Source organism: Streptomyces sp. NPDC048254 (assembly GCF_043201895.1).
Classification (GTDB): domain Bacteria; phylum Actinomycetota; class Actinomycetes; order Streptomycetales; family Streptomycetaceae; genus Streptomyces.
The window spans coordinates 263,001-286,530 of sequence record NZ_JBICZJ010000001.1 but is presented as its reverse complement, the minus strand read 5'-3'; the positions used below and the strand labels follow the sequence as shown (position 1 = coordinate 286,530).

Sequence of the window (23,530 nt, the reverse complement as noted above, 5' to 3'; positions counted from 1 at the left end):
ATCCGCGCATCCGCTAAACGACTCTGCGCACCCCATCGACGGCGACCCGCCGGACCGGCCGGCCGGAGGCCGGCTCGCCGACGACGCCCGAAAGCGAATGCCGCACAGTGTCATGCGGCGTGAACGCCCGTCACCCGCATTCCGGGATTTGCCCACGTATACAGCAAAGGCTTCCCGACCGCCCCGGCTCTCCCGCCGTTCTCCCACCCCGCTCTCCCGTGCCGCCCGCCGGCAGGCCACCGGGCCCGCGTCCTGGACAGCGCCCGTACGTTGTTCGCCGAGCGCGGCTTCGAGCGGACCACCGTCCGGGCCGTGGCCGCCGCCGCACAGGTGGACCCAGCGCTGGTCATGCGGCACTTCGGCAGCAAGCGCGAGCTGTTCACCGAGGCCGTCCAGGCGGGCCCCGCCCAACCGGCGGACGCCGGCACCGGCACTCTCGTCGACCGCGTCTGCGGACCACCCTCGACATCAAGCTCGGCCGCCTGCCCGAGGGCACGCTCGCGACCCCGCGTTCGATGCTCACCGACCCGGACGCGGCCGAACACGCCCGCAGGGCCAGGGGCCGGCAGATCGAGTCGATCGCCACGGCCCTCCCCGAGAGGGCGGACGAGAACGCCGAGGACGCCGAGTTGCGCGCGGCCCTCGTCGTCACCGCCCTGGTCGGCGTCACCATCGGTCACCAACTCCTCGCGCTGCCCGTGCTGCGCGACGCGCCTCCCGAACGCATCGCCGCGCTCCTGCGCCCGGCCCTCACGTCACTGACGGAACCCTCACCGCCGGAGGAGACCGACCGCCAGGCCGCCCGGGTGCACATGAGAGGTCTGGACAAGACCTAGCGAGTGATCGCCATCACCACGTAAAGCCCCCCGAGAACCGCGGCCGCGCAGACAACGGCCAGGGCGATCAGCGCGCAGCCCAGCGCTCCCGCGGTTCCGGCGATCACCGCCCAGCCGAACCGCGTTGCCCGTGCGGACCTCCGGACCGCATCCCGGTAGTCGCTGTCGTCGTACCAGTCGCGATCGGTCACGGCCACCCCCTGCTGGACTCCGAACAATGTGGCCGTCTCGGCCCGAACCGACAGCGGCCCGCGGACCAGGGCGTGCTCGTCCGGACAGATCCTACGAGGAGGCGCGGGTCACCAGTTCCGTCGGCAGCAGCGCGTGCCGGCGCTCCAGGCCCCGGGACACGGCCGGGCGGCGGTCGGCGATCTCCGCGAGGAGGAGGTCGATCATCGCGCGGCCCATCTCCTCGATGGGCTGGCGGACGCTGGTGAGCGGCGGGTCCATGTGGCGGGCGATGGCCGAGTCGTCGTACCCGACCAGCGCCACGTCGTCGGGGATACGGCGGCCCAGTTCGCGCAGCACCTGGCGGGCGCCCGCCGCCATCACGTCCGAGCCGGCGAAGACGGCGTCCAGGTCGGGACGCCGCTCCAGCAGCAGGGTCATGGCCCGGCGGCCGCCCTCCTCGGTGAAGTCGCCCGGGACGACGAGGAGTTCGTCCACCTCCCGGCCCGCGTCCCGCAGGGCGTCGCGGTAGCCGTCGACGCGGCACTGGGCGCCGTACACGTCCAGGCGGCCGGTGATGTGCGCGATCGTCCGGCGGCCGCCGGCCAGCAGGTGCTCGACGGCGGAGCGCCCGCCGCCGTAGTTGTCGGAGTCGACGGAGGTCAGCGTCTCGGCGGCGGAGCGCGGGCCGCTGATCACGGCGGGGATCTCCAGCTGGGCGAGGAGGTCGGGCAACGGGTCGTCGGCGTGCACGGACACAAGGAGGACGCCGTCGACGCGATGGGCCGCGAGGTAGTGGGCGAGCCGTTCCCGCTCCCGGTCGCTGCCGGCGAAGATCAGCAGCAACTGCATCTCGGTTTCGGAGAGTTCGGCGCCGACACCGCGGAGCATGTCCGAGAAGTACGGTTCCGCGAAGAACCGGGTCTCCGGCTCGGGGACGACCAGGGCGATGGCGTCGGTACGGTTGGCCGCGAGGGCCCGGGCGGCGGTGTTCGGCACATAGCCGAGTTCGGCGACCGCGGCCTCCACGGCGGCCCGAGTGGCGTCGCTGACCCGGGGCGAGCCGTTGATCACCCGCGACACGGTTCCCCGCCCCACCCCGGCTCGGGCGGCGACCTCTTCGAGGGTGGGCCGACCACCACTACGCCCCCGCGCTCCGTGGGTTGCCATGGGCCCCGCCCTTCCGCCGACGTTCAACTCGCTGGCCTGGAATCTAACAGTGCTGTCCGCCGGCACGGTCGCCGCTGTTTTGTCATGACTTATTCCACTGCACAGTCACCCGCCGGAGTTAGCTAACAGGCGGATAACTGAAGCCCGTTCGCCGCGCCCGCTCCCTTGACACCCCGCTCCGAACCGACGACTCTTCAACACATCACCGGTGGGAGCGCTCCCACAGTACCTGACTCATACACATCCCGCACGTTCCCCGCCCGAGCCGCAGCGAGAAACACACGGGCCCAACAGTGCAGTTGGCCGGGGGGTCGGCACGTCAGGGCAACAGGAGGACGTAATGCGAGCACGTACCCGATCCGCCTCCCGCAAGGCGGTCATCCTCGCGGCCGTCGTGTCGCTGGGCGGAGCGTTGCTGGCCGGCTGTGCCGACGACAGTGGTGGCGGCAGTGACGACACCAGCGGCGGCGGCAAGGGCAAGACGACGATCACGCTCGGTCTGTTCGGCACGTTCGGCTTCAAGGAGGCCGGGCTCTACAAGGAGTACGAGAAGCTCCACCCGAACATCACCATCAAGGACACCTCGGTCGAGCAGAACGCGAACTACTACCCGGCGCTGGTCAACCACCTGACCACCAACAGCGGCCTGATGGACATCCAGGCCGTCGAGGTCAGCAACATCGCCGAGGTCACCAGCACCTTCGCCGACAAGCTGGAGGACCTGTCCAAGGTCAGCGGCGTCTCGGAGAGCAACTGGCTGGACTGGAAGTGGAAGCAGGCCACGACCAGCGGCGGCCAGACCATCGGGCTCGGCACCGACGTCGGCCCGCTCGCCATCTGCTACCGCAAGGACCTCTTCCAGAAGGCCGGTCTGCCCACCGACCGCGACGCGGTGGGCAAGCTCTGGGCGGGCAGCTGGGACAAGTTCGTCCAGGTCGGCGAGAACTACAAGAAGAAGGCGCCCTCCGGAACCACCTTCATGGACTCCCCCGGTGGTCTCCTGAACGCGATCCTGTCCAGTGAGAGCACCAAGTTCTACGACTCCTCCGGCAAGATCATCTACAAGACGAACCCGGCCGTGAAGACCGCGTTCGACCAGACCGCGAAGGCCGCGCAGGACGGGCTGGTCCAGGCGCAGACCCAGTTCCAGCCGTCGTGGAACACCACAATCGCCAAAAGCAAGTTCGCGGCGATGTCCTGCCCGCCGTGGATGCTCGGCTACATCAAGGGCCAGTCGAAGGCGGACGCGGCCGGCAAGTGGGACGTGGCCCAGGCGCCGAAGGCCGGCAACTGGGGCGGCTCCTTCCTGACCGTGCCCAAGAGCGGCAAGAACGTCACGGAGGCCGAGAAGCTGGTCGCCTGGCTGACCGCGCCCGAACAGCAGGCCAAGCTCTTCAGCGTGCAGGGCTCCTTCCCGAGCGCGCCGTCGACGTACACCTCGGCGGCGGTGACCGGCGCCAAGAACGACATGACCGGTGACGCCCCGATCGGCACGATCTTCGCCGCGGCCGCCAAGAGCAGCCCGGTGCAGGTCATCGGCGCGAAGGACCAGATCATCCAGGACAGTCTGACCAACAACGGCGTCATCTTGGTGACCAAGGGCAAGTCCCCTGAGGAGGCCTGGACCACGGCCACCAAGACGATCGACAACAGCCTGGACAATTGAGCCCTCCCCCTGCCGAAGCAAGGGGATTCCTGGCTCACGCCGCTCGGCCGCTCAGCAAGCGAGCGAGTCTTACGCGATCAACACCAGCCGGGTTGGAACCAGCCCGGTTCACATCGAGATCAAGGATCCAGCCGCATGCCTGGTTCTCGCAGCGCATCGAGCACAGTTCACCCGATCGTGTGGACGGCGCCCGGACTCCGGCCAGAAGGTCGGCGCCTCCCCGGAGGCCTCAGGTGACCGGAACGGCGCCTCAGCACGACATCGCCGCGCCCCCCGAAAAGGAGGGGGGCGCGGCCCCGGTCCACCCGCCCGCCGCTCCCACGGAGGCGGAGCTGCGGCGCCGCACCCGTCTCTCGCGCCGCTGGCAGCGGGACATCAAGTGGAGCCCGTACGGCTTCATCTCGCCGTTCTTCCTGCTCTTCGTCGCCTTCGGGCTCTTCCCGCTGATCTACACGGGCTGGGCCTCGCTGCACACGGTGGAGCTGACCGCGCCCACCGACATGCAGTGGGCCGGGCTGCACAACTACACCCGGATCTTCGGCGACGACTTCTTCTGGAACGCGGCCCGGAACACCCTGACCATCGGGATCATCTCGACGGTTCCGCAGCTGCTGATGGCGATGGGGCTCGCCCACATCCTCAACTACCGGCTGCGCGCCTCGATCTTCTACCGGGTCGTGATGCTGGCGCCGTACGCCACGTCGATCGCGGCCGCCTCGCTGGTCTTCGTGCTGCTGTTCGGCCGCGACTACGGCATGATCAACTGGGCGCTGCACTTCTTCGGCGTCGGCCACATCGACTGGCAGAACGACAAGTGGCCGTCCCAGATAGCGGTGTCGACGATCGTGATCTGGCGCTGGACCGGCTACAACGCGCTGATCTACCTGGCCGCGATGCAGGCGATCCCGCAGGACCTGTACGAGTCGGCGGCCCTGGACGGCGCCTCGCGCTGGCAGCAGTTCTTCCATGTGACGCTGCCGCAGCTGCGCCCGACGATCCTGTTCACCTGTGTCGTCTCCACCATCGGGGCAAGCCAGGTGTTCGGCGAGCCGCTGATCTTCGACGCGAACAAGGGGGCGTCGGGCGGTGCGGAGCACCAGTTCCAGACGCTCGGCCTGTACCTGTACGAGCAGGGCTGGGTGAACCAGCACCTGGGCCGTGCCTCCGCCATCGCCTGGACGATGTTCCTGATCCTCATCGTGATCGGGCTCGTCAACTACGTCATCTCGCGCCGGCTGCGCGCCAGTAGTTAGGAGACCGGCCGTGACGACGACAACCCTGACCACCACCCCGTCCGACGCCGAACCCAAGCGCGCGCGGCGCTCGAAGTCCGCGCGCGCCGGCGGCACCATGCACGCGGGCCCGATCGCCTACACGGTCCTCGTGCTGTTCTCCATCGGCTCGCTGTTCCCGCTGGTGTGGACGGCGATCGCCGCCTCCCGGAACAACAACCGGCTGGCGGAGACCCCGCCGCCGTTCTGGTTCGGCGGGAACCTCTTCCACAACCTCGACGTCGCCTGGACCGAGGCCAATCTCGGCAAGGCGTTCCTCAACACCACGATCGTGGCCGGGACCTCGGCGGTGACCATCGTCGCGCTGTCGACGATCGCCGGGTTCGCCTTCGCCAAGCTGCGCTTCCGGGGCCGTAACATCCTGATGCTGATGGTGATCGGCACGATGATGGTGCCGCCGCAGCTCAGCATCATCCCGCTCTACATGATGGTCGCCAAGCTGAACTGGGCGGACCAGTTGCAGGCGGTCATCTTCCCGTCCCTGGTGAGTGCGTTCGGCGTGTTCTTCATGCGGCAGTACCTCATCCAGGCGCTGCCGGACGAGCTGATCGAGGCGGCCCGAGTGGACGGCGCGAGCAGCTGGCGGGTGGTGTGGCACGTGGTGTTCCCGGCGGCGCGCCCGGCGATGGCGGTGCTCGGCATGCTGACGTTCGTCCAGGCCTGGAACGACTTCCTGTGGCCGTTCCTGGTGCTGACGCAGACCGGCAACCCGACCGTGCAGGTCGCCCTGGCGGGCCTGGGCCGCGGTTACACCCCCGACCAGTCCCTGATCATGGCGGGCGCGCTGCTGGGCACGCTGCCGTTGCTGCTCGTCTTCGCGATCTTCGGCAAGCAGATCGTGGGCGGCATCATGCAGGGCGCGGTGAAGGGCTGACCGCCCGCGGAACGACGGGGGCCGGGTCACCGCCGTCCCGGCCCCTCCCGTCTCTCCCGCCCCTTCTTCTCTCCTCATCTACCCGTCGGTCTCCACGACCTCCTATGGGAGCGCTTCCATGCCTGAACCCATGACTTCCGTGACCTTTCCTCCCGCCTTCCTCTGGGGCGCCGCGACCTCCGCGTACCAGATCGAGGGGGCGGTGCGGGAGGACGGCCGCACCCCCTCGATCTGGGACACCTTCAGTCATACGCCGGGCAGGACGGCCGGCGGCGAGACCGGTGACATCGCTGTCGACCACTACCACCGCTATCGCGACGACGTGGCGCTGATGGCGGACCTCGGCCTGAACGCCTACCGGTTCTCGGTCTCCTGGTCGCGCGTCCAGCCGACCGGACGCGGCCCGGCGGTCCAGGTCGGCCTGGACTTCTACCGCCGACTGGTCGACGAGCTGCTGGCCAAGGGCATCAAGCCCGCCGTCACCCTCTACCACTGGGACCTGCCGCAGGAGCTGGAGGACGCGGGCGGCTGGCCGGAGCGGGACACGGCGTATCGGTTCGCCGAGTACGCCCAGATCCTCGGCGAGGCGCTCGGCGACCGTGTCGAGCAGTGGATCACCCTCAACGAGCCCTGGTGCAGCGCCTTTCTGGGCTACGGCTCCGGGGTGCACGCCCCCGGCCGTACCGACCCGGCGGCCACCCTGCGCGCCGCACACCACCTCAACCTCGCGCACGGCCTGGCCACTTCGGCGCTGCGCACGGCGATGCCGGCCCGCAACCAGATCGCGATCAGCCTCAACTCCTCTGTCGTACGGCCGCTTTCGCAGGACCCGGCCGACCTGGCGGCGGTCCGGACCATCGACGACCTGGCCAACGGCGTCTTCCACGGCCCGATCCTGCACGGCTCCTACCCCCGGTCGCTGTTCGCGGCGACGGCGTCGGTGACCGACTGGTCGCACGTCCTGGACGGTGACCTCGCCGCCATCCAGCAGCCGCTGGACGCCCTCGGGCTGAACTACTACACGCCCACCCTGGTGTCGGCGGGGTCCGGCGCGGTGGCCGGCCCGCGGTCGGACGGCCACGGGGCGAGCGCCCACTCCCCCTGGCCGGGCGCCGACGACATCGCCTTCCACCAGACCCCCGGCGAGCGCACCGAGATGGGCTGGACCATCGACCCGACGGGCCTGCACGACCTGATCATGCGGTACACCGCCGAGGCCCCGGGTCTGCCCCTCTACATCACCGAGAACGGCGCGGCCTACGACGACAAGCCCGACCCGGACGGCCGGGTCCACGACCCGGAGCGCATCGCCTACCTGCACGGCCACCTCTCGGCGGTGCGCCGCGCGATCACCGACGGCGCGGACGTGCGGGGCTACTACCTGTGGTCCCTGATGGACAACTTCGAGTGGGCGTACGGCTACGGCAAGAGGTTCGGGGCGGTGTACGTCGACTACGCGACCCTCGCCCGCACCCCGAAGTCGAGCGCCCACTGGTACGCGGAGGCGGCGCGCACGGGAACACTCCCGCCGGCCCGGCCGGCGGCCTGAGACCGGGGGGCCTGAGACCGGGGGCGCGGTCCAGGGGTACCGCGCCCCCCTTCGCTTTCGCAGAAGCCGCTCAGTCAGTGATCAGCGGCCCGGCGGCTTCTGAGCCGGGCTTCAGAGGACCTTCACTCGTCCGCGAACAACTCTTGTCCGCTCGCGGCGGTGACGGCCCGGTCGAACCAGGTACCCAAGGTTTCGAGGTCCGCACAGGCCGTGATGCGCTCACGGTCCACATCGGCCACCTCGATGCCCCGGAGATCGAGGATGCGCAGGATGTCCTCGGCACGCCCCTCGGCACGCCCCTTGGCCTCGCCTTCGATGAGGGTCTCCTCGATGAGCGTGCCGCTGCCCGGGAACCGGGGAGTGTACGTGGCCATCAGGTGCCTCCACAGTGCACGGGCCCGGGTGTCTCCCAGACCGATCTCGGTAAACTCCGCCCAGCGTTTCCCGGCCTCGTCGCCGGCGTTGACCACTGCCGCCGCCAGTGCGTCCAGTATCGCAGGGAGTACTGGATCCTTGGCGTGGGCGAGCGCGGTGAAGACGGCAAGCGGCAGGTCTTCGGCGGCCTCGTCCGGGTCGGTGACGGCGGGAACGTTGCCCGGGCCCAGGACGAGCGGGAAGACCACCATGCTGGTGTGGACGGACACTCCGACCCGGATCGGCTCCGCCGCCCAGGACTCGGTGGCCTTGTCCTTGCAGACGACCAACAGGATCGGTGGCAGCGCGTACTTGGCGTGGAGGTGCGCGAGGTAGTACGTCCAACTGCTCCACTTGTCCTGGTCCGGCTTGCCCTGGGCTTCGACAGCGAGGAGGAAACTGCCCTCCTCCGCGGTGTCGACGCGCAGCAGGGTGTCCACGCGGCGGTCCAGTGGTCTGATCTCGTTGAATCCTCCCCTCCCTGAAGGGAGGGGATTCCTGGCTCAGGCCGCCTCCTGGAGCAGCGCTCCCGGAGGTCTTGCGCCATCGGCACCAGCCGGGTTGAGACCAGCCCGGACGAGCATCACGTGTGCGGAGTTCTTGTCCCGTGGGGAGAGGGTCTTGCACACGGTGCAGGTGTAGGTGCGCTCACCCAGCGGCTGGGGGTCCCCCCACGCCTTTAAGGCAGTGGGGGAGCGTGCTTGGCTCTCGCTCCGCAGTGCGCGCAGTCCATCGTGGTGTACGCGGGGTGTACGAGGCGGATGTCCCGCCCGTGTTTGCGGCCCATCTCGATCAGAGCCGTCCTGGTGGCGCCGATGGCGGCGTCAGCGGCCTTGCGGGCCATGGTGGTCCTGGCCAGGAACTTCGGCTTGAAGTCCTCGACGGCGACAGCGTCATGGTCGCGGACAACCTTCCTGGCCCACTTACGGCCAGTGTCCTGCCTCTGCCGGGCAACCTTCTTGTACGCCTTCGCACGCAGTCTCCTCGCCTCGCGGTAGCCCTTCGAGGCGGGCCGGCCCTTGTCCGGCCTGCGGCGGGCCATCATACGGTCGTACCGGGTCAGCTTTGTCTGAGCCTTCCTGCCATGCCCGGCGTGAGGCAGATCATGGTCGTCGGACGTGGTGGTGGCAGTCTCCTTCACGCCCCAGTCCACGCCGACCACGCGGCCGGTCTCCGGCAGCGGCTGCTCCTGGGCGGAGACGACGAACGAGGCGTACCAGTGCCCCAGGCTGTCCTGGTACACGCGCACCGAGGACGGCCCGGCCGGCAGCTCCCGCGACCACACCACCCTCACCACGATGCCACCCGCCAGATGCAGACAGCCGTCCTTCAGCCGGAAGCCACGCTTGGTGTAGTTGAGGCTCGCCGGCGCCTCGCGCTTCTTCTTGTGCTTGGGCATCCCGGCCCGGCGCGCCATCGGCAACCGCTCCCGGATGTCCTTGTGCGCCTTGGCGCGGGAGCGGCCGAAGTCGCGGATGATCTGCTGCTGGGGAACCGACGAGCCCTCACGCAGCCACGGCGTGCGAGCGCGGGCTTGGGTCAGCATCCTGTCGAGCTGGGCCGGGCCGCACGTGGCCTTCTGCCCGGTGGCCTTGTTGTGCAGGTGTACGGCCCTGGACTTGGCGACGCATTCGTTCCAGGTCCACCGGCACCGGTCCCACTCCGCCGACAGGGCACTGCGGGCAGCAGACGACACACGCAGCCGGTAGGTGCACCGGGCATGGCCCACGCCATCAGTCCCCGCCGCTTCCGCCACGCCGACACCCCGCTCTCGTTCCCGTCACCCGCCCTGCCCCCGCACGACCGTACGGGCGAGATTCGCACACTCACACCCAACTCCCGCCACGATCACCCCCATCAGCGAACGCAGGCACACACGTTCGCCTTCACCCGGCTCCGCCGGGCGAGCGCGGTGGCGCTCCGCGCCCACGGGCCGGATACGGCGACGCTCCGCGTCGCTGTCACGGGATGCGGTTCCTCCCCGGCGTGAACGCCGGGGCCTCCTCACAAGGCACCAGGTGAGATCGGTGTCCAGATGCTCGATCGCCACGGGCTCGGGGAAGGGGATTCCCGCCCGTGGCAGGGCCCGGGCGAACAGGCCCGGGTCCTCGCGGAAGATCTGATGCATCGCCTCATGCGGTGAACTGACCATGTGCCGGAACGTAGCCGGATGGCGGCGTCCGGGGAGGCCGGAGGCGGTGGGTTCAGCCGTGTGGGTGAACATGCCTCCGGCCTATGCCCCCTGGCGCAGGCGGAGCAGACGCCCGGTCGAGCGACAGGTCAGCCGATCGTCGCGAATGCCTTCGAGAAGGCGTACTTGTCCTGGGCGATCGAGCTGCACGTGGCGTCGGCGGTGGGCTTGGTGCCGCCCGCGCACTGCTGGTCGCGGGTGGCGGACCACATCGACAGGCCGCCGAGGCCCGTGGACTTGGCGAAGTCGACGAGCTGGGTGGCGTCGTCCACCTTGAAGACCTCGGCGGAGACGTCGTTGACGCCGATCATCGGGGTGACGGCGACCGTCTTCCAGGCGGCCTGCTCGGAGAGCCCGAGCACGCTCTTTACCTGGGCCTGGGTGGCGGTGGCGGCCTGGGTGGCGTAGGTGCCCATGTCGCCGTTGTACGAGGGGCCGTAGTCCATCGCCATGATGTTGACGGTGCTGATCTTCACGCCGTTGGCCTTGGCGTCGGAGAGCAGGTTCACGCCGTCCTGGGTGAGGCCCTCCGGCATGACCGGGAGGGTGAAGGAGACGTCCAGGTCCGGGTGGCTCGCCTGGAGCTTGGCGATGGCCTTCGCGCGGTTGGTGTTCGCCGTGGTGTTGGGCAGCGCGCCGCCCTCCACGTCGAAGTCGACCTTGGTCAGGTCGTAGGCGTCCACGGCCTTGCCGTATGCCGTCGCCAGCGCGTCCGCCGAGGAGCAGGTGGTCGCGAGTTCCGAGCCGGAGGCGCCGCCGAAGGAGACCCGGACGTCACCGCCCTTTGCGCGCAGGGCGCCGATCTGGGCTGCCACGCCGTCACTGGCCAGGTCCGTCACGCCGCCCCACTTGGGCGTGCAGCCGCCACCGTCGGTGACGAAGGCGAGGTTGTAGTTCTTCACTCCGGTCGCGTCGGCGGCCGCGAGGAGGTCGAACGCCGGGTAGAGGGAGGTGTCGACGTACGGGGCGAAGCCGGCGGCGATGGTGGTGCCGCTGCTCTGGGTGGGGGACGCGGTGGGGGTGGCCGTCGCGGTGGGGGTGGAGGTGGCCGTGGCCGTCGGGGCCGTCGGGGTCGCGGTCGGCGTGGTGGACTGCGTCGGGCGGCCGCTGGGCTCCGGGGTCGCCGTGCCGTCCGCCGAACAGCTCGCGTTGTCGATACGGCAACCGGTCGGGTCCCCGCTGCCGTTGACCACGAAGCCGACGGTGACCGACTCGTCGGCCGCGAGGCCGTCCGTGTCCCACTTCGGCGGCTTCACGGTGACGTGCTGCCCGCTGACCGTGGACTCGGCGTTCCACAGCGAGCTGAGCTTCGCACCGGCCGGCAGGTCGAACTCCAGCGTCCAGTCCTTCTCCGTGGCACCGCTGTTGTTCGTGACGACGTACTGCGCGGTGTACCCGCTCGACCAGTCGCTGGTCTTGGTGTACGCGGCGCCGACCCCGGCCGCCTGCGCGATACCGGTGAACAGGATCGCCCCGCCACCGACCACGGCCGCCGCGACCAGACCGCCTATCGCCTTGTTCCTGCCACTGATGCTGCGCCGGTGCGTGCTCATGCGCGTGCCTGCCTTCGCCTGCCGAATGGGGGGTGCGGCAGCACGCTAGCGACCAGGAATCGGACAAACGGCCTGATAGGGACGGGTGTTGGGGATCTTAGGGTGCGCTTAAGGAAGGGATCGGGACCGATTAAAGGTCGAGACCAATTTTCTTGGTCTCCCCGGTTCCCCTCCTGCCCGGCTCCCCCGACTGCCTGCGCGAACGGCGTCTGCGCACCGACCCCCGATGCCCCTTCCGCTCCGGTTTCCCGCCGTCCAGCTGGATCCAGATCCGCACCTCGGTGCCGCCCAGCACCGACGAGCCGATCCGCACGTCCCCGCCGGTCGACTCGGCGAGCCGGCGCACGATGTCCAGGCCGAGCCCGGTCGACCCGGCCGCCCCCGAACCCCGCCCCCGGGCCATCGCCGCCTCCGGGTCCCGGATGCCCTGCCCGGCGTCGGAGACCAGCACGATGACCGCGTCGTCCCCGTTGTGCACGTCGACCGCGAAGGCGGTGCCCTCGGCGGTGTGCCGGAACACGTTGCCGAGCAGCGCGTCCAGCGCGGCGGCCAGATCGGCGCGGGCCACGGGTATGCGTACCGGCCGGTCGACGCCGGCCACCCGCCACTTGCGGCCCTCGTCCTCCGCGAGCGCCGACCAGAACCCCATCCGCTCCCGCACCACCTCGGCCGCGTCGCACCCGGCGCCCGGCCCGGCGGCCGCCGTCTGCGGCTTGGCCTCCCGGGCGGTCCGGATGATGGTGTCGACCTCGCGCTCCAGCTGGGCGACGGCGGCCCGGGTCTGCTCGGCGGCGGGCCCGTCCCCGAGCGAGGCCGCGTTGAGCCGCAGCACGGTGAGCGGGGTGCGCAGCCGATGTGACAGATCGGCGGCCAGCTCCCTCTCGTTCGCCAGGAGTTGTACGACCTGATCGGCCATCGAGTTGAACGCGGCGGCCGCCAGCCGCAGTTCGGTCGGCCCTTCCTCGGGCACCCGCGACCCCAGCTTGCCCTCCCCCAGTTCGTGCGCGCCCTCGACCAGCCGCTGGGCGGGCTGCACCATCCGTACGCCCAGCCGGTCGGCGACGGCGACCGAGCCGACGATCAGCGCCAGGCCGACGGCGGCGAGCACCGCCCAGGCCGTGGAGAGGCCGTTGGTCACCTCGGACTCGGGGACGTACACCTCGACGACCGCGATGGCACCGGAGCCGAGCGCCACGGGCTGCAACAGGGTCGAGCCGCCCGCCACCCCGGTCGTGGAGGCACGCCCCAGCTTCCGCACGGTCGCGATGTCCCGGTCGGCGGCGCGCTGCCGCCCGATGTCGACGGCGGCGCCGTCTCCGGAGGCGGGTATGTGCACGGCCATGCCCCGGTCGGCGCCGGCCGAGGCCACCACCCGCTCCAGCTTGTCCCGGTCGGTGGTGATGGACAGGGCGGGGGCGACGGCGGCCGCCTCCCGCTCGGCGTTGGAGAAGGCGCGGTCCCGGGCCATCTCCTTGACGACCAGGCCGAGCGGGACCGCGAAGGCGACCACGACCATCGCGGTGACCGCCAGACAGACCTTGACCAGTGCCCATCTCATCCGACCGGCCTCGCTTCCCCGCCCGGCGGCTCCAGCTTCACACCGACCCCCCGAAGTGTGTGCAGATAACGCGGCCGGGCCGCCGTCTCCCCCAACTTCCGCCGCAGCCACGACAGATGCACGTCGATGGTCTGGTCGTCCCCGTAGGACTGCTGCCACACCTCCGCCAGCAGCTCCCTGCGCGGTACGACGACCCCGGGCCGCCCGGCCAGAAACGCCAGCAGATCGAACTCGCGCCGGGTGAGATCCAGCCGCACCCCGTCCAACTCGGCCTGCCGGCGCAGCGGATCGACGGTCAGCCCGCCGACCCGCAGCACACTGGACGGCGCCACCTCGCCCCCGGCCGACCGCGCCCGGCGCAGCACGGCGGACATCCGTGCCGACAGATGCTCGACGGAGAACGGCTTGGTCAGATAGTCGTCCGCACCGGCGTTGAGCAGCCGGACGATCTCCGTCTCGTCGTCCCGGGCGGTGGCGATGATCACCGGCACGTCGGTGATCCCGCGCAGCATCTTCAGGGCCTCGGAGCCGTCCAGGTCCGGCAGACCGAGGTCCAGGACGACCACGTCGAAACGGAAATGGGCGACCTCGCGCAGCGCCTCCAGTGCCGTACCGACGCTGCGCACGGTGTGCGAGGCGTCGGTGAGATGCCGGATCAGCGCCGAGCGTACGAACTGGTCGTCCTCGACCACGAGCACACTTGCCATGCGCCGCACCGTACGCCATGCGGCAGGCGCCGGCCGGAGCCTGTGGATAACTCGGGTCGAGTGCGCACCGCGGTGCCCCTGAGGCAGTATGGCCCGCGATGCGCAGAGGACTCGTACACGTACTGGCTTGGCTGCTCGCCACGAGCGCGGCGGTCACGCTGTCGTGGTGGGGTGTCCACACGGTGATGGCGGGCACGGCCTACGACCCGCCGCGCGCCCTGCCCATCACGGCGGCGGACGACGACCCGACGACGCAGGGTTCCAAGCCGCTGGCGTCGGCCACGTCCCGCCCGCCGAGCCCCTCGCCCACCGCCTTCCCACGCCCGTCGGCGACTGCCGCCCCGACGCCCTCCCGCACCCCGACGCCCACCCCGACCCCGTCCGCCGCCGCGACCGGCGCGGTCAAGGCCTACGACACCGACGGCGGCCGGGCGGTCTTCGACCTGGGCGACACGAGCGCGACCCTCGTCTCGGCGACACCGGGCACGGGCTGGTCGATGCAGGTCTGGAAGACGGAGTCCTGGATCCGCATCGAGTTCAGCAGGAGCACGGACCGGGTGTCGGTCTTCTGCACCTGGCACGACGGCCCGCCGCAGGTGCAGGTCGAGACTTACTGAAGGCTTCAGCGAAATACAGACGGCGGCGGAGAAGGCGAAGCCACAGCCACCGCGTCCGTCACGGCGACCGCCCCACCGGTGAAGTCCCGCAACGCCCGCCCATACTCAACCCGCCCAGGGTGAGAGTCGGATGCACAGCGTCGGGTCAGCTCTGCGACAGGCAGCTGTACGTCGGCCGCCACCAGCACCGCGTTGCCGAACCGCCTCCCCCGCCACACCCCCGCGTCCGCCACCACCGCGACCTCCGCGAACCGCGCCGCCGCCGTGGCGATCTGCCCCCTGAGGTGCGCGAGCGGAGGCCCGTCCGCGAGGTTCGCCGCGTAGGCACCGCCCGGCCGCAGGACTCTCCGGACCTCGTCCAGGAACTCCGTGGACGTCAGGTGCGCCGGCGTGCGCGCCCCGCTGAACACATCCGCTATGACCAGGTCCGCCCATCCCTCCGGCACCTTGGCCAGCCCTTCCCGGGCGTCCAGGGACCGCACCCGTATTCGCGCGTTCGGATCCAGCGGCAGCTCCCGCCGGACCAGTTGGACGAGGGCCGCGTCCCGTTCGACGATCTGCTGCGTGGACCGGGGCCGGGTCGCCGCGACGTACCGCGCCAGCGTGAACGCCCCGCCCCCGAGGTGCAGCACCTGCACCGGCCTGCCCGGTGGTGCGACCAGGTCGATCACATGGCCGAGGCGGCGCTGGTACTCGAAGGAGAGGTACGCGGGATCGTCGAGGTCGACGTGTGACTGCGGGGCGCCGTCGATGAGCAGGGTCCAGGCGCGGTCGCGCTCGGGGTCGGGTATGAGCTGGGCGAGGCCGCCGTCGACGGCCTCGACAACGGCAGCCGACCGGCGCCGTGAGTTCCTGGACTTGCCCATTCCGCCATTTTCGCAGGCGGCGGCCGTACCGGGAATTCAGCAGCAGCTGTCCGCTGCCTTGATCAGCCTCGCCGCCTCCCCGAGCGCCCGGCGCAGCACCGCCGGGTCCGTCGCGAGATCGGCCTCGCCGGGCGGCAGCAGCCAGTCGGAGCCCTCGACCGGCGGCTCGGGGTTGAGCCGCAGTCCGCGCCCGTCGGTGCCGGTGCAGGTGCTGCCGGGGACGTCCCAGCCCTCCGCCGTACCGGCCGGCACCACGAAGCCGAGGGTGTCGCCCCCGTCGTCGTGGAGCACCGGCCCCACCGCCTCCCCGGCCCCCCGGCGCAGGATGTCGACCGCCTCCAGGCCCTGCCGGGCCGGCACCGTCACGAGATCGCATCCCGCATCGTCTGCCGCCGAAGTCGTCGACGGCGTACAAGGATCGTTGCTCTGGCTGGTCTCCATCCCGGCCTCCACCGCGCAGCCCTCTTGCAGTCCATGACGTCCAACGCGCCACCGCGTCAACGGCTACGGCGGAAGTCAGCCGCAAAGGATGGCAGTTCATGGCAGATCGTGCATGAGATATCCGGTTTGTAGCCAAACCCAGCGTCACGAGTCCGACACAGCAGGTACGTTCTTGCCCGCCGGAATCAAGGGTCCACTCGGACAACTCACCACGAGTCCGGCATGGTTCGACGGTTCGCACGAGAGGACCCGGCCATGGCGTCGTCAACCACGACCCCGTCGCAGCCCGATCGGCCGGTACGGCCGAACCTCGCCTTCCGGCAACTGCGCGGCCGGCACTCGCCGGCCGAGTTCGCCGCGCTGGTTCGGCGTGCCGCCCGCGAGATCGGCGAGCGGGTGAGCTGTGACGCGCGCTACATCGGCCGGGTCGAGGCGGGTGAGATCCGCTGCCCGAACTACGCGTACGAACGGGTGTTCCTGCACATGTTCCCCGGTCGCACGCTCGCCGACCTCGGCTTCGCGCCCCGCTCGTCCGTCCGCGGACGCGGGGCACGGCCGGCCGAGGACACGCCCCTCGCACTCGTGAGTTGTGAGGCGCAGGGGGCCGTAGAGCCGTATGACCCGCCGGACGGGTTTCAACCGCCGGACATGAATCACCCGCAGGACACGTACGAGACGCACGACAACTACGAGGAGAGCGACGTGCTGCGTCGCCTATTCATGACCGGCGGAGGCGCCACGGTGGCCGCCGCCACGCTGGGCCCGCTGGGGTCCACCATCGACGCCGTGGCGGCGGACCGGCCGGTACGCCGTGCCGGGTCCTCGCACGCGGCCGCCCTGGAGGAGGCCGTACGCCGGATCCGCCTGCTCGACGACCGGCACGGCGCGGACGGACTGTACCGGCGCGCGGCGGCTCCGCTGCGCGCGGCGTACGCGCTGCTGGACGCCGGCGCGACCCGGCAGACGACCGCCGACCGCCTGCACTCGGGCGCCGGTGAACTGGCCATCTCGGTGGGCTGGCTGGCCCACGACTCCGGCCGCTTCGACGACGCCCGCTCGCACTACGCGGAGGCACTGGCGACGGCGCGGATGACCGGGGACCCGGGGCTGGAGGCGCACGCCTTCTGCAACACGGCGTTCCTCGCCCGGGACGCGGGGCGGCCGAGGGAGGCGGTGCGCGCGGCGCAGGCCGCACAGCGGGTCGGCCGGCCGCTGGGCTCGGCCCGCCTGATGTCCCTGCTCGCGCTGCGCGAGGCGGGCGGCTGGGCGGGGCTCGCCGACCGGACCGGCTGCGAGCAGGCCCTGGTCCGGGCGCAGGCCCTCTTCGAGCGAGGCCACTCGGACGCCGACCCCGAGTGGATGAGCTTCTACGGAGAGGCCGAGCTGGAGGGCCTGGAGGCGCAGTGCTGGTCCACGCTGGGCGACTGGCGGCGGGCCTCGCGGCATGCGCGCCGGGCCGCCGAGCTGCAGGATCCGCACTTCACGAGGAACATCGCGCTGTACACGGCGGAGCTCGCGGACGACCTCGCACGTGGGGGGCGTCCCGACGAGGCGGCGATGGCGGGACTGCGGGTGCTGGACCTGCTGGGCCAGGTCCAGTCGTCCCGGATCCAGGGGATGCTGGCGGGCACGGCGCGGGTGCTGTTGCCGCATCGGCGGGCGAGCGGGGTCCAGGAGTTCCTGGACCGGCACGCGTCGACTCCGCGGGTTGTGTAGGGCCGAGGGGGGCCACAGGTGGTCGTGCGGCTGCGGGTGCGTGGGGGCTGGTCGCGCCCGCGCGGCGGAGCCGCACATCGACACAGCCCCGCGCCCCTGACGGGGCGCTGCCCTCACGCCGGCTACCCAGCCGCGTAACGGCAGCCCCCGCCGGTCAGCCGGCCAGGTGCCCCAAGTCGTTCCAGCTCTCGATCGCGGGCTCCCCGTAGGCCCACCCGAGCACCGACAGCGACGTCGGGTTCAGCCGGATCCGTGCCGCGAAGTCCAGCGGCAGGCCCAGCCACCGCGCCCCGATCGACCGCAGGATGTGCCCGTGGGCGAACACCAGTACGTCCCGGTCGGCCGAGCGGGCCCAGGCGACGGTCTCGTCCGCCCGCGCGGTCACCTCCGCCAGGGACTCGCCCCCGGGCACGCCGTCCCGCCAGATCAACCAGCCGGGGCGGACGGACTGGATCTCGGCGGGGGTCAGGCCCTCGTACGCCCCGTAGTCCCACTCCATCAGCGTGTCCCACCGCTCGGCCCGCTCGCCGAACCCGGCGAGTTCGCACGTCTCACGCGCGCGTGCCAGCGGGCTGGTGCGTATCTCGGCGTCCGCGAGACCGTCGTACGGCGGCCGGTGCAGACGCTCGCCCAGCAGCTTGGCGCCCCGCCGGCCCTCCTCCAGGAGCGGTACGTCGGTCCTGCCGGTGTGCTTGCCGGACAGCGACCACTCCGTCTGTCCGTGCCGGGCCAGCAGGATGCGCGGTGCCATGACGGGTGAACCTTTCGGGAGAAATTCGGAAGCGGGACACCTCCATCATCACCCACCCTGGGAACGCGCCGGGAACGGGCAACCCGGCGGGCGGTCTCCGCGTCTTTGAGGGCTGAGCGCCCTGCATGGGCGGGATTGCGCGCAACGTAAAGTGTCACGGTCGGCCAGCCGGGTGCCGCGCAGACAGGGACGAGAAGGGGGAGGCAGTCGGATGCCGCAGACCGAGAAAACGGGCACCGAGGTGGCTGCGCCAACCCGACTGCGCTGGTGGACCGAGTTGCCGCTGATCCTGCTGGTGTACGGCTGCTACACGGCCGGCCGCCTGCTCGCGCGCGGCGACACCTCGACCGCCGTCGACCACGGCCTGGCGATCCTGCGCATCGAGAAGGCCCTGCACCTCAACGCCGAGCACCCGCTCAACCGCCTGTTCACCCGCGAGGCATGGCTCGGCGTGCCGGCCGACTTCTGGTACGCCTCGCTGCACTACCTGGTCACCCCGCTGATCCTGGTGTTCCTGTTCCGCAAGCGCGCCGAGGTCTACCGGCGGGCCCGCACCTGGCTGATGACATCCACGTTCATAGGCCTGATCGGCTTCACCCTGCTGCCCACCTGCCCGCCCCGGCTGCTCGACGCGAAGTACGGCTTCGTCGACACGATGGCGCAGTACAGCTCGTACGGCTGGTGGGGCGGCGACGCCAGCGCCCCGCGCGGTCTCGGCGGCATGACCAACCAGTACGCGGCGATGCCGAGCCTGCACTGCGGCTGGGCGCTGTGGTGCGGGGTCATGCTCTGGCGCCACGGCGGCAACCGCCTGACCAGGGTCCTCGGCGTGGCCTACCCGCTGCTGACCGCGATCGTGGTCATGGGTACCGCCAACCACTACTTCCTGGACGCGGTCGCGGGCGTGTTCGTGATGGGCGTCGGCTACCTGGTCGCGCCGTACGTGACGCGGGCCGCGGACTTCGTCCGGGTCCGGGTGACCCGGGGCACCTCACTGGTCGCAGCACGCTCCGGCGGCGCAGTTTCCCCGATTGTCAGTGGCGGATGCCAGACTTCGCCGGGTGAGCGCATTCCATCGCAGCGCGAGTCCCGGCTCGCCTCCGGAGCCGAACCGGACGCCTCCCCCAGCGACGCGGGGGACGGCGCTCCGGCACCAGCTCGCTGAGCTGCGCGGCCCCGACGTCCCCGCCAAGGCCCTCGACGCGCGCGCCCTCGCGGCGCTCGCCGCCAACCCGGGGTGCCGAAGGCGGGCGATCCTGGACGGCGCCGGGGTGGACAAGACCGCGCTGGCCAGCGCCCTCGGCGCACCGTCGGCCTTCGGCCAGTCCCAGTTCGCGCTGACCCGGGGCAACGCCTTCGAGGCCAAGGTGAAGGCGGACGGCGGGGCGGAGTTGCTGCGGCTGGTGCGCAAGCACCTCGATCCGGGCGCCGAGCCGGCCGAGCGGGCCGCCGTGCCCGACCTGTCCGCGATCGGCCCCGAGGGGCGGACGGCCCGTACGGCACTGGCACTGCGCGAGACGGGCGAGGCGGGCGGCTGGGTTCTTCTCGACCATCCGATGCTGGCCCTCCAGGTGGCCGGTTCCCCGGCGTTCCTGGAGCCGGACGCGGTGGTCGTGCACCCCGACGGCAGCTGGACGGTCGTGGAGATCAAGTCCTTCCCGATGCTGGACGGTTCGGCGGACCCGGCGAAGGTGGGGGCGGCGGCCCGGCAGGCGGCGGTGTACGTACTGGCCCTCGAGGAGGTCGCGGCCCGGCTCGACCCCGCCCCGCGGGTGCGGCACGACGTGCTGCTGGTCTGCCCCAAGGACTTCTCCAACCTGCCCACCGCCGCCGCCGTCGACGTCCGCAAGCAGCGCGCGGTCACCGCCCGCCAGCTGACCCGGCTCACCCGCATCCAGGACATCGCCGACACCCTCCCGGAAGGCACCTGCTTCGCCCCCGGCCTGCCCGCCGAGCAGCTGACGGCGGCCGTCGAGGCGGTCCCGGCGGCCTACGCGCCCGAGTGCCTGTCCGCCTGCGAACTCGCCTTCCACTGCCGGCAGCGCTCCCGCGCGGCCGACGAGGTCACCACGCTCGGCCGCGCGGTCCGGGCCGAGCTGGGCGGGCTGACCACCGTCGAGGACGTGCTGTCGGCGGCGCGCGGCGAGAGCGGCGACCCGGACGATCCGGCGGTGGCGGCCCTGCGCCGTGCGGCGGCCCTGCGCGCCGAAGCGCTGAGCGCCCAGGGGGCCAGGTGTCCCTGATCACCACCCTGGCCCGTCTCGAAGCCGTGAGCACGGGCACCGCCCAGCCCGCCGCGACCGTCCGCCACCGGCACCTGTCCGGGCACCCCCTCGTCTTCGTGCCGCTCACCACCTCGGGTGAGGCGGGTGCGCCCCTCGGCGCCCTGGTCGGCACCGACCGGGACGCCCCGCGCCTGCTGGTCGTACCGCAGCCGCGCGACCGTGACCTGCGGTTCGCGTTCCTCGCCGAGCTCGCCGACGTCGTCCTGCCGTACCTGGACTCCTACGCCGGCTCGGTCGAGGCCGCCGAGCGCACCGAGACCGACCCGGAGACCGGCAAGCGGGTCAAGGTCGAGGTGGAACTGTGCGCGGACGCACCCCAGTTGATCGTCCCGGGCCGCACCGGCATCGAGTACGTACGGCTGCTGGGGCGGTCGATGCGTTTCCGCCGCACGGCGGAGCAGGACCCGGAGGCGCCCTATCCGGCCCTGCCCCGGGTGCCGTTGCTCGGCCGCTGGCTCACCCACTTCGGCGAGCGCGCCCGCGTCCCCGGCTCCTCCCTCCTCCTCGCCATGACGGACCTGCTCTCCCGGCACTGGGCGACCGGACAGTCCGGCGTCGAGGACCAGCACCTGGGCGCACTGCTCGCCTGGATCAGCCCTCCGGACGGCAGCACGGGCGCGGCGGCGGCGCGCGTGGCCGAGCTGGCCCGGGACGGCGAGGGGCAGTTGCTGTGCCCGCCGGCCGGCCCGGCCACCGACCCGGCGTTCGACAACAAGCTGCTGGCCCCCGCCTTCGAGCGGTACGACCGTGCCCGCACCGCCCTGGCCGGCGCCCAGGACGGCCTCCAGGCCGACACCCGGCTGGCGATCCTCACCGCCGCCGAGCAGGAGATCCGCGACCTCGTCGCGAGCCGGACCCGGCCCGCCTGGGACGCGGTCTGGCGCGGGCTCGACCTGCTGCACGGGCTGCCGGAGGGCGCCCGGGTCGAGGAGCGGTGGACCCGCGACCGCTGGTCGTTCACCGGCCACCGGGACCGGGTGCTGGCCGGTGAGCCGCCACAGCCGCGCCGCGACGACGCGGTCACCGCCGCCAACAAACTGGCCACCCGCGAGCGCGAACAGGCCCGGCTGGACGCCCAGGAGGCACTCGACGACCCGCTGGTGATGGCGGGGCGGCGGCTGACCGGGGAGGCGTTCGCGGGCGAGGTCCTCGATGTCGTCATGGCGTACAGCGAGGGCAAGCGGCCCAGCCCGCGCCCGCTGGTGACCCTGCGAACAGAGGACCGGCCGCATCTCGGGGAGCGCGCGAAGGCGTACCGCTCGCTGGGCGGCAAGCCGCAGTCCATGGAGTTCGTCGGGCACGAGGCCGAGGGGGTCCTGGTGCTCCGGGTCCTGGACAAGATGGGCCGGGGCAAGGAGCCGGAGACGGGGTCGGTCCCGGAGAAGGGCGACCTGCTCACGTTCACCCTGTTCGAACACGAGCAGCGCGGCGGGGCGAAGCTGCCCGACCCGGAGGCGACCCCGTGGACCCACGGCGGCCCGCCCGGCGAGGCCGCGTCGGAGGCGGCCGACACGGTGACCGAGGAGGACGTGCTGTGACGGCCGACGTCGACTTCGACCCGGGTGCGGCCGCCACCCGCGCCACCGACGCGATCCTCCACGACACCCTGCACGGCACCGACCGGGGCGTGGTCGTGGACTCCCCGCCGGGCGCGGGCAAGTCCACGCTGGTGGTCCGCGCGGCCCTCGAACTCGCCGCCGCGGGCCGCCCGCTGATGGTGGTCGCGCAGACGAACGCGCAGGTCGACGACCTGGTCCTCAGACTCGCCGAGCAGAACCCGGAGCTGCCCGTCGGCCGACTGCACAGCAGTGACGCCGACCCGTACGACAAGGCGCTGGACGACCTGCCGAACGTCCGCAAGTCGGCGAAGGCGGCCGACCTGCGGGAGGCGCCGGTGGTGCTGTCCACCGCCGCGAAGTGGGCGCATGTCACGGTGGACGAGCCCTGGCGGCACGCGATCGTCGACGAGGCGTACCAGATGCGCTCGGACTCGCTGCTCGCCGTGGCCGGGCTGTTCGAACGGGCGCTGTTCGTGGGCGACCCCGGCCAGCTGGACCCGTTCGCGACGGTGGGCAGCGAGCAGTGGGCGGGCCTGTCGTACGACCCCTCGGCGTCGGCGGTCTCCACCCTCCTCGCCCACAACCCGGGCCTCCCGCAGCACCGCCTCCCGGTCTCCTGGCGCCTCCCCGCGTCCGCCGCCCCGCTCGTCTCGGGCGCGTTCTACCCGTACACCCCGTTCCGCAGCGGCACCGACCACGGCGACCGCCGGCTGGCCTTCGCCGTGCCCTCCGACGGCTCCGGACCCGACCGGGTGATCGACGAGGCGGCGGAGTCCGGCTGGGGCCTGCTGGAACTGCCCGCCGGGCACACCCCGCGCACCGACCCGGAGGCGGTCCGGGCGGTGGCGACGGTGGTACGACGACTCCTCGACCGGGGCGGAGCGGCTCTCTCCGAGCGCTCGCCCGATCCGTCCCCCCTCACCGCCGACCGGATCGCCGTCGGCACGGCCCACCGGGACCAGGCGGCGGCGGTCCGCGCGGCCCTGGCGGAGCTGGGCGTGACGGACATCACCGTCGACACCGCGAATCGCCTCCAGGGCCGCGAGTACGACGTGACGGTCGTCCTCCACCCGCTCTCCGGCCGCCCCGACGCCACCGCCTTCCACCTGGAGACGGGCCGCCTGTGCGTCCTGGCCTCCCGGCACCGCCAGGCCTGCATCGTGATCTGCCGAGCCGGCGTGACCGACCTCCTGGACGACTACCCGTCGACAGAACCGGTCCAGCTGGGCACACTCGTCAAATTTCCCGACGGCTGGGAGGCGAACCACGCGGTACTGGCCCACCTGGCCGAACACCGGATCAGCTGGCGGCCCTGAC

Annotated in this window: 20 protein-coding genes and 1 pseudogene; 11 read left to right on the top strand and 10 right to left on the bottom strand. The window is 71.7% G+C overall.

Annotated features, from left to right (window positions below):
• Positions 1-515 precede the first annotated feature (515 nt).
• Complete coding sequence (locus tag ACGFZQ_RS01290; protein ID WP_393838633.1) at positions 516-836, top strand: hypothetical protein; 321 nt, start codon at positions 516-518, stop codon at positions 834-836.
• On the opposite strand, the gene ACGFZQ_RS01285 is transcribed toward ACGFZQ_RS01290, so the two are convergent.
• Positions 833-1,027, bottom strand: a complete 195-nt coding sequence (locus ACGFZQ_RS01285; protein WP_393838632.1) for a hypothetical protein — start codon at positions 1,025-1,027, stop codon at positions 833-835. The genes ACGFZQ_RS01290 and ACGFZQ_RS01285 overlap by 4 nt on opposite strands.
• A gap of 91 nt (positions 1,028-1,118) precedes the next feature.
• The gene (locus ACGFZQ_RS01280; protein WP_393838631.1) at positions 1,119-2,174 is read right to left on the bottom strand and encodes a LacI family DNA-binding transcriptional regulator; all 1,056 of its coding nucleotides are present in this window, start codon (positions 2,172-2,174) and stop codon (positions 1,119-1,121) included.
• Positions 2,175-2,514: 340 nt separating this feature from the next.
• Between ACGFZQ_RS01280 and ACGFZQ_RS01275 the strand changes: the two genes are divergently transcribed.
• The 4 genes from ACGFZQ_RS01275 to ACGFZQ_RS01260 all read left to right on the top strand — a co-directional run bounded on the left by ACGFZQ_RS01275 (position 2,515) and on the right by ACGFZQ_RS01260 (position 7,555).
• Positions 2,515-3,840 (top strand): ABC transporter substrate-binding protein, encoded by a 1,326-nt coding sequence (locus ACGFZQ_RS01275; protein ID WP_393838630.1) that lies wholly within the window; start codon positions 2,515-2,517, stop codon positions 3,838-3,840.
• A gap of 233 nt (positions 3,841-4,073) precedes the next feature.
• Entirely contained in the window at positions 4,074-5,093 is a 1,020-nt protein-coding gene (locus tag ACGFZQ_RS01270; RefSeq protein ID WP_393838629.1) for a carbohydrate ABC transporter permease, read from the top strand.
• A gap of 10 nt (positions 5,094-5,103) precedes the next feature.
• On the top strand, positions 5,104-6,006 hold the full coding sequence (locus ACGFZQ_RS01265) for a carbohydrate ABC transporter permease (protein WP_393838628.1): 903 nt from the start codon (positions 5,104-5,106) through the stop codon (positions 6,004-6,006).
• A gap of 130 nt (positions 6,007-6,136) precedes the next feature.
• Positions 6,137-7,555 carry a GH1 family beta-glucosidase gene (locus ACGFZQ_RS01260; protein ID WP_393838627.1) on the top strand — a complete coding sequence of 473 codons (1,419 nt, stop codon included), beginning with the start codon at positions 6,137-6,139 and terminating at the stop codon, positions 7,553-7,555.
• A gap of 122 nt (positions 7,556-7,677) precedes the next feature.
• Here ACGFZQ_RS01260 and ACGFZQ_RS01255 read toward each other — a convergent pair whose 3' ends face one another.
• The 5 genes and pseudogenes from ACGFZQ_RS01255 to ACGFZQ_RS01235 form a co-directional block, all read right to left on the bottom strand.
• A complete protein-coding gene (locus tag ACGFZQ_RS01255; protein WP_393838626.1) occupies positions 7,678-8,409 on the bottom strand; it encodes a hypothetical protein in 732 nt (243 codons plus the stop codon).
• A gap of 63 nt (positions 8,410-8,472) precedes the next feature.
• Positions 8,473-9,725, bottom strand: a pseudogene (locus tag ACGFZQ_RS01250) (RNA-guided endonuclease InsQ/TnpB family protein).
• 524 nt (positions 9,726-10,249) lie between these two features.
• Positions 10,250-11,713 (bottom strand): cellulose binding domain-containing protein, encoded by a 1,464-nt coding sequence (locus ACGFZQ_RS01245; protein ID WP_393838625.1) that lies wholly within the window; start codon positions 11,711-11,713, stop codon positions 10,250-10,252.
• Positions 11,714-11,843: 130 nt separating this feature from the next.
• Positions 11,844-13,271, bottom strand: coding sequence for a HAMP domain-containing sensor histidine kinase (locus ACGFZQ_RS01240; protein WP_351745126.1), 1,428 nt, complete (start codon positions 13,269-13,271; stop codon positions 11,844-11,846).
• Positions 13,268-13,978, bottom strand: a complete 711-nt coding sequence (locus ACGFZQ_RS01235; protein WP_351745129.1) for a response regulator transcription factor — start codon at positions 13,976-13,978, stop codon at positions 13,268-13,270. Before ACGFZQ_RS01235 ends, ACGFZQ_RS01240 begins: the two co-directional genes overlap by 4 nt.
• 98 nt (positions 13,979-14,076) lie before the next feature.
• On the opposite strand from ACGFZQ_RS01235, the gene ACGFZQ_RS01230 reads away from it, so the two are divergent.
• Positions 14,077-14,595 (top strand): hypothetical protein, encoded by a 519-nt coding sequence (locus ACGFZQ_RS01230; RefSeq protein WP_393838624.1) that lies wholly within the window; start codon positions 14,077-14,079, stop codon positions 14,593-14,595.
• A 5-nt stretch (positions 14,596-14,600) separates the two neighbouring features.
• On the opposite strand, the gene ACGFZQ_RS01225 is transcribed toward ACGFZQ_RS01230, so the two are convergent.
• Positions 14,601-15,461: a spermidine synthase gene (locus ACGFZQ_RS01225; protein ID WP_393838623.1), complete on the bottom strand. Its 861-nt coding sequence runs from the start codon at positions 15,459-15,461 to the stop codon at positions 14,601-14,603.
• Positions 15,462-15,497: 36 nt separating this feature from the next.
• Positions 15,498-15,902 (bottom strand): hypothetical protein, encoded by a 405-nt coding sequence (locus tag ACGFZQ_RS01220; protein WP_351745137.1) that lies wholly within the window; start codon positions 15,900-15,902, stop codon positions 15,498-15,500.
• Positions 15,903-16,157: 255 nt separating this feature from the next.
• Between ACGFZQ_RS01220 and ACGFZQ_RS01215 the strand changes: the two genes are divergently transcribed.
• A complete protein-coding gene (locus ACGFZQ_RS01215; RefSeq protein WP_393838622.1) occupies positions 16,158-17,618 on the top strand; it encodes a hypothetical protein in 1,461 nt (486 codons plus the stop codon).
• 154 nt (positions 17,619-17,772) lie between these two features.
• Here ACGFZQ_RS01215 and ACGFZQ_RS01210 read toward each other — a convergent pair whose 3' ends face one another.
• Entirely contained in the window at positions 17,773-18,369 is a 597-nt protein-coding gene (locus ACGFZQ_RS01210) for a histidine phosphatase family protein (RefSeq protein ID WP_382532945.1), read from the bottom strand.
• A 211-nt stretch (positions 18,370-18,580) separates the two neighbouring features.
• Here ACGFZQ_RS01210 and ACGFZQ_RS01205 point away from each other — a divergent pair, with 211 nt between their 5' ends.
• Genes ACGFZQ_RS01205 through ACGFZQ_RS01190 form a run of 4 tightly spaced genes read left to right on the top strand, consistent with a single transcriptional unit; the run spans position 18,581 to position 23,529 of the window.
• The gene (locus ACGFZQ_RS01205; protein WP_393838621.1) at positions 18,581-19,534 is read left to right on the top strand and encodes a phosphatase PAP2 family protein; all 954 of its coding nucleotides are present in this window, start codon (positions 18,581-18,583) and stop codon (positions 19,532-19,534) included.
• The gene (locus ACGFZQ_RS01200) at positions 19,431-20,612 is read left to right on the top strand and encodes a hypothetical protein (RefSeq protein WP_393838620.1); all 1,182 of its coding nucleotides are present in this window, start codon (positions 19,431-19,433) and stop codon (positions 20,610-20,612) included. Before ACGFZQ_RS01205 ends, ACGFZQ_RS01200 begins: the two co-directional genes overlap by 104 nt.
• Positions 20,603-22,192, top strand: a complete 1,590-nt coding sequence (locus ACGFZQ_RS01195; protein WP_393838619.1) for a hypothetical protein — start codon at positions 20,603-20,605, stop codon at positions 22,190-22,192. The genes ACGFZQ_RS01200 and ACGFZQ_RS01195 overlap by 10 nt, the downstream gene beginning before the upstream one ends.
• Positions 22,189-23,529 (top strand): AAA domain-containing protein, encoded by a 1,341-nt coding sequence (locus tag ACGFZQ_RS01190; RefSeq protein WP_393838618.1) that lies wholly within the window; start codon positions 22,189-22,191, stop codon positions 23,527-23,529. Before ACGFZQ_RS01195 ends, ACGFZQ_RS01190 begins: the two co-directional genes overlap by 4 nt.
• Position 23,530 lies beyond the last annotated feature (1 nt).

Coding starts and splice junctions, on each gene's coding strand:
- ACGFZQ_RS01260 (WP_393838627.1), top strand. CDS start 6,137: ATGACTTCCGTGACCTTTCCTCCCGCCTTCCTCTGGGGCGCCGCGACC.
- ACGFZQ_RS01225 (WP_393838623.1), bottom strand. CDS start 15,461: ATGGGCAAGTCCAGGAACTCACGGCGCCGGTCGGCTGCCGTTGTCGAG.
- ACGFZQ_RS01220 (WP_351745137.1), bottom strand. CDS start 15,902: ATGGAGACCAGCCAGAGCAACGATCCTTGTACGCCGTCGACGACTTCG.
- ACGFZQ_RS01275 (WP_393838630.1), top strand. CDS start 2,515: ATGCGAGCACGTACCCGATCCGCCTCCCGCAAGGCGGTCATCCTCGCG.
- ACGFZQ_RS01245 (WP_393838625.1), bottom strand. CDS start 11,713: ATGAGCACGCACCGGCGCAGCATCAGTGGCAGGAACAAGGCGATAGGC.
- ACGFZQ_RS01210 (WP_382532945.1), bottom strand. CDS start 18,369: ATGGCACCGCGCATCCTGCTGGCCCGGCACGGACAGACGGAGTGGTCG.
- ACGFZQ_RS01280 (WP_393838631.1), bottom strand. CDS start 2,174: ATGGCAACCCACGGAGCGCGGGGGCGTAGTGGTGGTCGGCCCACCCTC.
- ACGFZQ_RS01290 (WP_393838633.1), top strand. CDS start 516: ATGCTCACCGACCCGGACGCGGCCGAACACGCCCGCAGGGCCAGGGGC.
- ACGFZQ_RS01215 (WP_393838622.1), top strand. CDS start 16,158: ATGGCGTCGTCAACCACGACCCCGTCGCAGCCCGATCGGCCGGTACGG.
- ACGFZQ_RS01205 (WP_393838621.1), top strand. CDS start 18,581: ATGCCGCAGACCGAGAAAACGGGCACCGAGGTGGCTGCGCCAACCCGA.
- ACGFZQ_RS01240 (WP_351745126.1), bottom strand. CDS start 13,271: ATGAGATGGGCACTGGTCAAGGTCTGTCTGGCGGTCACCGCGATGGTC.
- ACGFZQ_RS01230 (WP_393838624.1), top strand. CDS start 14,077: ATGCGCAGAGGACTCGTACACGTACTGGCTTGGCTGCTCGCCACGAGC.
- ACGFZQ_RS01235 (WP_351745129.1), bottom strand. CDS start 13,978: ATGGCAAGTGTGCTCGTGGTCGAGGACGACCAGTTCGTACGCTCGGCG.